Source organism: Hydrococcus rivularis NIES-593 (assembly GCF_001904635.1).
GTDB classification, from domain to species: Bacteria; Cyanobacteriota; Cyanobacteriia; order Cyanobacteriales; family Microcystaceae; genus Hydrococcus; species Hydrococcus rivularis.
The window spans coordinates 30,001-38,095 of record NZ_MRCB01000039.1 but is presented as its reverse complement, the minus strand read 5'-3'; the positions used below and the strand labels follow the sequence as shown (position 1 = coordinate 38,095).

The 8,095-nt window shown below is 49.0% G+C and carries 5 protein-coding genes (1 of these 5 cut by a window edge); all 5 read right to left on the bottom strand.

Annotated features, from left to right (window positions below; genetic code table 11):
- Positions 1-30 precede the first annotated feature (30 nt).
- On the bottom strand, positions 31-2,124 hold the full coding sequence (locus NIES593_RS20900) for an Eco57I restriction-modification methylase domain-containing protein (RefSeq protein ID WP_217651995.1): 2,094 nt from the start codon (positions 2,122-2,124) through the stop codon (positions 31-33).
- 11 nt (positions 2,125-2,135) lie between these two features.
- Entirely contained in the window at positions 2,136-2,582 is a 447-nt protein-coding gene (locus tag NIES593_RS20895; RefSeq protein ID WP_073601423.1) for a DUF29 domain-containing protein, read from the bottom strand.
- A gap of 31 nt (positions 2,583-2,613) precedes the next feature.
- Positions 2,614-6,066, bottom strand: a complete 3,453-nt coding sequence (locus NIES593_RS20890; RefSeq protein WP_073601422.1) for a helicase-related protein — start codon at positions 6,064-6,066, stop codon at positions 2,614-2,616.
- Positions 6,067-6,337: 271 nt separating this feature from the next.
- Positions 6,338-7,465: a restriction endonuclease, SacI family gene (locus NIES593_RS20885; RefSeq protein WP_073601421.1), complete on the bottom strand. Its 1,128-nt coding sequence runs from the start codon at positions 7,463-7,465 to the stop codon at positions 6,338-6,340.
- A 9-nt stretch (positions 7,466-7,474) separates the two neighbouring features.
- On the bottom strand, positions 7,475-8,095 hold the 3' portion of the coding sequence (locus NIES593_RS20880) for a DNA adenine methylase (RefSeq protein ID WP_073601420.1). It continues 255 nt past the right edge of the window; 621 of the gene's 876 nt are visible here — the last part of the coding sequence; its start codon lies off the right edge, out of view — the gene reads right to left on this strand; it ends in the stop codon at positions 7,475-7,477.

Here is an 8,095-nt window from a genome sequence, read left to right as displayed (position 1 = left end):
TAAAACTCCGTTCTACCATTTTTGTGACACCTAGTTAATATTTCGGACAGGTCTATTATGTTTTACAAAAAATTCCCGTGCATTCGGCTTGAAAATCTCCCACGGGGGATTGGTGATAATTGCATCAAACCCACCGCGCACAAATACTTTGTCAAAATGGTAGCCCCAGTGAAACGGTTCTAGGGCATCAATATCAGCGATCGTTAGTAGCCGCTTTTTGGGTTTGCCTGTCAGTTGGGCTTGCTCATACTTAATCCCCAACCGCTGGCTAAACTCATCTAATAACAGTTGATTTAGCTTCGCTTGCGATTCGCGGTTAAGTTTGTCGATGTGATCGCGCAATTGCAACAGCCGCGTTTCCTGGGGCAACTCCGCATCGGCTGACTGGAAAGCGTGCTTTTTGTAGAGAGCGATGCTTTCATTTTTGTCTGCCAAGATTTGCTGATACGCCGAAGCTGCCAACTCCTGCAACAAATTCCCTTGGAATACCGTTTCCCCTAACAAATTGATTTGCGTCGGGTCAACTCTTCCCCCTTCATGTCCTTTGCCTTTTGCCTTTTGGCTTAAGCGATCGAACCCTTCTGCATCCACCCGAATCAACCCAATGAGCGAATTTCCCGCCATGATGTTGAAATCAATATTGGGCAAGGGTTCTAAGTCATTGACAGTTTTTGCCGAAGAGACGAGTGCTAAAAATAGCCGCAGTTTCGCAATTTCCGTGGCTTCCTCCATGATGTCTACACCATAGAGATTATCGGTAATGATGCGTTTTTTGATGTAGTACTCTAAGGAGGGATGCCGAGCCGCCTCCTGCAACCATTGAGCAATTCCAGACCGATCCGCAAACCTCGTTGATTGCTGGACCACTCGTTGATAAATCCTAATCAAGGTTTTCATTGCCGCCACCAAAAAGGCCCCCGATCCACAGGCCGGATCGAGCAGCGTTAGGGTTGGCAAAATATCCTTGAGCAGTGCCTGACACAGGTCAGCATCTAAGCCACCGAGCAATGACTCTAGATTATTGAATACATAGCCCAGTCCATTGACGCGATCGAGTACCAATTTGTTAATGGTGCGATCGCAAAGATACTCGGTAATTTCTGGCCGGGTGTAGTATGCCCCAAACTCTTTTTGGTTGATGTATTTCTCGAAGATATAGCCCAACACATCCGGGTTGATTTCCATCGGATCTTTGTCGGGGCGATCGTCTAGGTGCCAGGAATAGCGCGAAAATAGCTCAAAGACTTGGGCAAAGGCGCGATCGCTAATCTGAATCTGAGGATATTTTTGCTCAATAGAATGCTTAAGAAATAATCCACCATTGAGATAGCAAATCTTGCCTAGACGTTTTTGCATCGCGGCAGTTCGGTTGGCCTCTGGTTCAGCAAAGCCCTGAAAAAATAGATCCTTGAGAAATTCGTAAAAGCTTGCACCTTCCCTCTGACATTGCTGCAGCTTATTTTGCAGATAGAGGACATCGCCATTGTCTAGAAAATAGCGGCGCTGCAAGAAATAGACAAACATGAGACGATTCAGCAACACCGAAGCATACCAACGGCGATCGGCTTCTGAGTCAATCCCCTCAATCTCCAAACAAAAACTCTGGTGTAGCCCCTCAAAATCTTGGAAAAACTGTTTAGTAACCTGTTCAACATCAAAACCTTGTTTTACCTTTTGGGCAACATCCACATGGGTTAGGTTCTTTTCTTCCTTGAATTCCACCATCAATGCCTCTAGCTTTTGCAACAGTGGTTCAGGATTTTGGCCCACCTGGTACGAATGCGATCGCACCTTGGCGCTTTTGCCCAGTTCTGGTTTTAGCCACAGCCATTCCTGCTGTGTTTTGCCCTCATCCCCAAACACCAACAAATGGGATTTGCTGTAGTCCATCAATTGGCGATCGAGCTTCACCCGAATTGACCGCGCTGGAATTTCCGGCGTAATACATTGATAGACAATAAAGCCGCGCTTTTGGGCAATAGACACCACCTCGAAAGCGTGACCGTCAATCTCGAAGGGCAGTGTGACACGATCGACCGTATCCCAGCCCAGTTCTTCAATAAACAGGGACTCAAAATCAAACTTCTGGAGATACTTTTGGGCACGTTGGCGATTCAGTGGCATCTTAGATTAACTCAAACAGGGTTCAAATCAGTGGGAAAGTCAGGATCAAATAGTTGCTCAGATGTATAGGGGCAATTCTCGGGCAAGTCTGAATAATCTAAAGGTGTTTCCTTCACTACCAAATCTAGTCCAGATTCATAGGCATCGGCGATTGCCTCTGATAGATAGGGCTTGAGGCTAGGGTTCTGGTTGATGAGTTTCTGGGCTGCCCGTCGTTGTTCACGAATCGTTGCCCTCCAACTTTTACTGCGCTTGTCGGGTTGGTAGTCCCATTTCAGTAAATGCCCAATTAAAATTCCTAGGCGACTTTCCAATTCTCGACGTTCCTGCTTTCCCAATGACTCAATTTCCTCCACTAAATTGGGAATATCTAAATGCTTAAAATCTCCCTCCTTGAGCAACTTTGACTGCTCTAACGTCCAGGCGTAAAAATCGGTTTCATAGAGATTGGATCGCATCGTGTCCTCCTCTGTCCTACTTACTCCTAATCTAGCCTCTAAATAAACCCATCGAACAGATAATCTGCGCTCCATCTCGCCGTTCTTCCGGGTTGATCACACACAGGGCATCATGCTCCCGCAGAAACGTCACCAGTTTTGCTAACTGCTCATCGCTAATGCCAGACTTGAGTTCCCGATTGAGGCGGGCGATCGCATTCTGCTTCAGTGGGTGCTGGTTAATCTCCTCGATCGCCCGTTCCAGGTTCTCCCACTCCGTGCCCATTGCCAATAGGGGGGTGGTTTCGCGAATGTGTTGGGTGTAGGCCATCAGGCGATCGTAAGTCCGTGCCGCCGCACTACGCTTATTGCCCAGGGTGCCCGCCACCGTTTTGGTTTGCTCCGCGATCAGTTCCGCCCCCCTTGTCACCAGTTCATGATGTTGGGGATGGCGAGGCAACGGCGGAGTATCAATGCTGCATCGCGCCATACGGAGAATCCGCATCTGAGACTGGGTAACACTGTTGCCGTCCTTGTCCACCCATGCCAAAGCATCCGTGCCGCTATCCGTGCGGAGGTACACCAACACACCCTCTGGATCTGCCCCGGTAGGTTCATGCTCCCTTGTGGAATACACCACATCGGGCAATTTTTCAATCATCCCTTTCAGGGCAGGGTTGGCATCGATCGCGCTTTGCCAAATCTGCAACGCCTCGGAGGTCAAATCCACATCGCCTTCGTCGGCTTCATCCAGCACCCCCGATCGCTCGTTGTAGAGATTCAGCAGCATCTCCCGCGCTTGCTCGTCCTCAAAAAAGGCTTCATCCGTGCCCACCACTTCTTGATTTTCCTTGAGGCGATCGCGCAATCGTCCCCGCAGGTTAATCAGCCGCTCCACCCCCTCCGCCGGCAAAAACGAATAGCAGAGAATCTCCTCCGCCTGCTGCCCAATCCGGTCTACCCGCCCTGCCCGCTGAATCAGCCGAATAATCGCCCAGGGCAAGTCGTAGTTGAGAATGATGGCACAATCTTGCAAGTTTTGCCCCTCACTCAACACATCCGTCGCCACCAGAACCCGCAACTGTTCAGACTCTGGGATAGTTTTCTCATTACTGACCGGACTAAACCGCCAAGCCAGAGCCGTCGGGTCAGCCGATTGTCCCGTTGCTAAGCCCACTTGCTGAATGCCCTGTTCTTCCAGTGCTCTTGCCAAATATCGAGCCGTATCGGCAAACTGAGTAAAAATCAATACCTTATCCGTAGGATGTTGCTGTTGAAGCAAATCCACCAATGCTACCAGCTTGCCATCCTCAACTGGGTTCCAACTACCCGCCAGTTGCAAAATTCCAATCAAAGCGGTGGCATCTTGTTGAAGATGCTGCTTCAACTCTGGACGAAACAAATTAGCACGAATCCACTTAAATCGACGCGGGTATTGATCTCGGTATAAGCGATAGATCTCCGCTGCCCGTTGAGCAAAACTGCCCTCACCCCCGGCCCCTCTCCCAAGCTGGGAGAGGGGAGCCAGAAGTTCTTGTTCCCCTTCTCCCTCCCTGGGAGAAGGGGTTAGGGGATGAGGGTCTTCCGTTTCCCAGTCCTGACTCAAGAGCGAATCCTCGTCTTCATCGTTACCCATTTCGTCCAGCAACGCGGTATCTTGGGTACCAATCGGCAGAGGAAGATCGTGGTCGATCGCATGAAGATACACATAATTCCGCAGAATATGTCGCTCCAACGACTGGATAAAGGCAGCCCCGCTACTCTCCAATCGCTTAAACAAATTCGTGCGACAAAAGCCCATCAACCGCTGCCCCGCGTGCGACAGATTGTCTAAGAGTTTTTGTTCTTCATCGGTGGGTGGTTGCTTGGGTTTGGGGTCTTTATCTTTTTTATCTTTATATTTATCTTTATAGAGTCCTAATCCATAGCGGGGTAAATTGAGCGCGTTAATCACATCCACCACGCGATCGGCATACAACCGAGCATAGGGATCGGTCTGCGGTTCCCCAATGGTGAATCGAACCGTCTGGGGACGACGGATCGGGAAATAGGATCGCCGGCCATCGGCAAATTCCAGATAGTACCGTTCCCCATCCTGTCTGGCATAGGTATTTTTGATAAAACTGCGGGTTCGCCGCACCATGTAGCGACTCATCAACTGCTGCCAGTCCTCCGGCTCTGGACTTTGCTCAAATGCCAAGAGCGATCGCACTGGGGTAGCACTATGCCGACGGCGGAACTGCATCTCACCACCCAGGCTGCGAATGTAGGCTTCTGGCTTAATGCCTAAGTCGGCATCCGGACGTAAAAATAACTGCAACTGCGCCGACAAGTCCAGATAGGTTTTGTTGTAGGGAGTAGCGGTGAGTAAAATACACCGACTGCCGCTCTGCTCAATGTAGTCTTTAATGGCTTGATACCGCTTGCCCTCTTTGTTTCGCAGGTTGTGGCTTTCATCAATCAGCACCAACCGAAACCGTGCTGGTATATTGGGCAATTCCTGAATCACTTGGCTAATCGGCACCACCTTACCGCGCAAGCCATAGCGATCGATGTAACCCTGCCACATTTTTTCCAGGTTCTTCGGGCAGATAATCAGCGTACTGGTGCCATAGTCTTCCTCGCAGAGATGGGCGATTGCAGTCCCTACTAAGGTTTTCCCCAACCCCACCACATCGCCAATAATCACCCCATTCCGTTTACTGACATGGTGTGCCGCAATTTTCACTGCCGCTTCCTGAAAGGGCAAAAGCCCAAAACTGGCAGGGGCGTGATACTGACTCAACCCGTCTCGTGCTTCCTGGGACAGGTGATACGCCATTTTCAGATAGACAAAATAGGGCTTGAGCGATCGCCCCGCCCAACTTTCATCAATAATTTCTGCTAATTGCTCCGTAATATCCAAGCAAAAGCGATCGTTCCAACGCTCCTCAAACCACTGCTCCAGCTTACTGGTATCATCCCGATCCACCACTTCCACATTCAGCTCACCCTGGGATCTCAGCCCCGATAGCGTCAGGTTACTGCTGCCCACATAGCCAATGATGGGCGTGGCGCGATCTTCGCGATAAATCAGATACAGCTTGGCATGGAGGGGATGCCGCAAAAACAACTTGACCTGTAACTTGCCGGCGAGGAGTTGCGATCGCAACCGCTGCAGCCCCTCCTCATCAGCAGCACTGGGCGCACCATAGGTTAACTGTTGCCGAAACTCTTGCGCCATTAGGGTTTGTAGTCGAATCGCTTGTCCCTGATCGATGCGCTCTGGTTCTACCCCGATCGCTAACGCTTGCCGTAATTCCTCCTTCGGCAAACGGTGCATCCCCACCAGCAATCGACAAGCCTGCCCCTTACCTCCCTTAAAGTGTTCAATATCGGCATCAATTTGCCGCCATCCTCGCAAATTAAAATAGCCCACACAGAAATCAGCACGGTAGGCTTCCTTCAGGTAATGTTGCAACTCAGGCAGGATGGGTTGCTCGATATTGTCGTAAATACTGGACATGGGTTTTATACAGAGCAGGATGTTGGGCTGACGTGATCAATCATATCCGACAGGTTTTCAAGTGGCTCAGCGCTACTCTTTGCCCTGCTGAGAATCATGAATGAAGTGCAGTCCTATCAATGCCCACGCCCTGAATTTTCAATACCAACCAGAAGCCCTCAAACACCATCCCAACAGCTAGCCTAAGCGGCACAACGGCTTGCGTTTCAGCCGCCCGCGTAGCGGAGCGAAGCGAAGCGGAGCGGGTCGGCTGGAAACGCTTGTTAGGCCGCTATTCTCTATCCGCTTCTGCTGCTTGTCTTAATGCCAAGAAAGCTTCTTTTAGAGGCTGGCTCACTGCACTATCGGGTTCATTCAATACCAGATTTTGGTAAGCGTCCAAAAACTTAGCCCGTGACCTATGGAAAAAATGCAAAAAGTGGCGTAAAAAGCCTATACAGTCGAGTACAGCAATCTCTGTTCCGCTAGTTCGTTCATAACACCCTGCCGCATAGGACTTAATCTCATCGCTAATTACATCGGTGGTGATGAAGATGTAGTTGTGTATTTTATTCGCAGCCGATGCAATTTTCTCGAGAGCACGGTCAATATCATCAACTGTCACTCGTTTCATCTTCATCTCGTACACTGTTACTACATGCTCATCATTCTCAAGACATACTTCAACATCTCCGAGAGAACCTGTTTGCTCATCAGCGGCATTATGGCTCTGTAAGGGCAATATGTGTTCTCCTAGCTTTTCTCCCACAGAATTATAGGCCGCAGCCACAATCAAAACGGGTAATCTGCTAGAATTTTTGCACTTGAGATGTTGCTCAATCAGATTGACAATTTCTTCAGATGATAAAGGTAGCGTATCTTCGGATGAAAGTCCAGCAAGCAAAGTGTTTATCCTTGTTTGTTTCTCTTCTCGCATGAGCAACAATATACGCACTATTTCTGTCAATAAGTCTTCTGCTGCCACCCTCTCTCGATACACGTCATCCAGCAATTGGAGAGTTGCTCTATACACTTGCCGAGGTCTTCCCACCAACTCTAAATCCGTTGTAAGAGGCCTGTTTAAATTACGAAATGCAGGGGGAAGGAAAGCGGTTGTTGGGTTTAAGGGTAAACGGTTCTCGTAAACAAAATGAGTGATGTACTTCTCATCATACGAACGGCCAGAAAAAGCATCAGGGTCGCCGATTTCTTCAGTGTATGGCTTCCGAGGATCAACATCTGGTCGGTCTATTTTGGCTAACAGGCAAGCCATAAGGAGTCTTGTACATGCCCGATTGCTAATCTGTCGGCACACATACTCAGTCCGCGAGCGAATTTCATGGTCTGAAATAACCGACTTGGTTATATCCTTAGAAGCACGTCTCAGGATATTTGAAAGAATCTCATCAGGTGTGCCCATTGCTCTTTCCTAAAATAGCATTTTGTAATGGATTGCTTTGGGGTCGTAATTTGTCCACAGAATCTCAGTTCGCTCATCTTTGGTCGAGTGTATCGTTTTAGTGGGAGCAATATTCTTGTGCCATTTTGGAGAAGGATACAGATCGTTCATCAGATCGCAATCATAGCCTGAAATAGCCACAAGACCTTGGACTGAATTCAGCACCAACGCTAACTCACGATGCTCTTCATTGCTCATCTCGTAAGCGTAAGCGTTATTATCGCCCCGTGTGTCGTGGACATAGGGGGGATCGCAGTAAAAAAGCGTATCTGGTGAATCGTACAAACGTATGACTTCGATAGCGGGCCTGTTTTCAATTTGAACACGCAGCAAGCGCAGAGCTATATCTGGTAAATCTTCAATTGCACCAAGCCAGCGAGATACGGCTCCTGCCATACCTGCTCTGCTCGTATTTTTGCAATTTGCCCATCGTCCCAATGTTGCAGATTGAGCCAGACCTGTTCGCACTTGACGAGCACGCACATAAAACCTTCTTGCACGTTCAACGGGGTCTAAAGATGGGTCTATTTCGCAGGCTATTGCAAATTCTTCTCGCGAAAAAGGTGTAAGACCAATTGCCCTTACTAAACG

Coding starts and splice junctions, on each gene's coding strand:
- NIES593_RS20890 (WP_073601422.1), bottom strand. CDS start 6,066: ATGTCCAGTATTTACGACAATATCGAGCAACCCATCCTGCCTGAGTTG.
- NIES593_RS20900 (WP_217651995.1), bottom strand. CDS start 2,124: ATGCCACTGAATCGCCAACGTGCCCAAAAGTATCTCCAGAAGTTTGAT.
- NIES593_RS20895 (WP_073601423.1), bottom strand. CDS start 2,582: ATGCGATCCAATCTCTATGAAACCGATTTTTACGCCTGGACGTTAGAG.
- NIES593_RS20885 (WP_073601421.1), bottom strand. CDS start 7,465: ATGGGCACACCTGATGAGATTCTTTCAAATATCCTGAGACGTGCTTCT.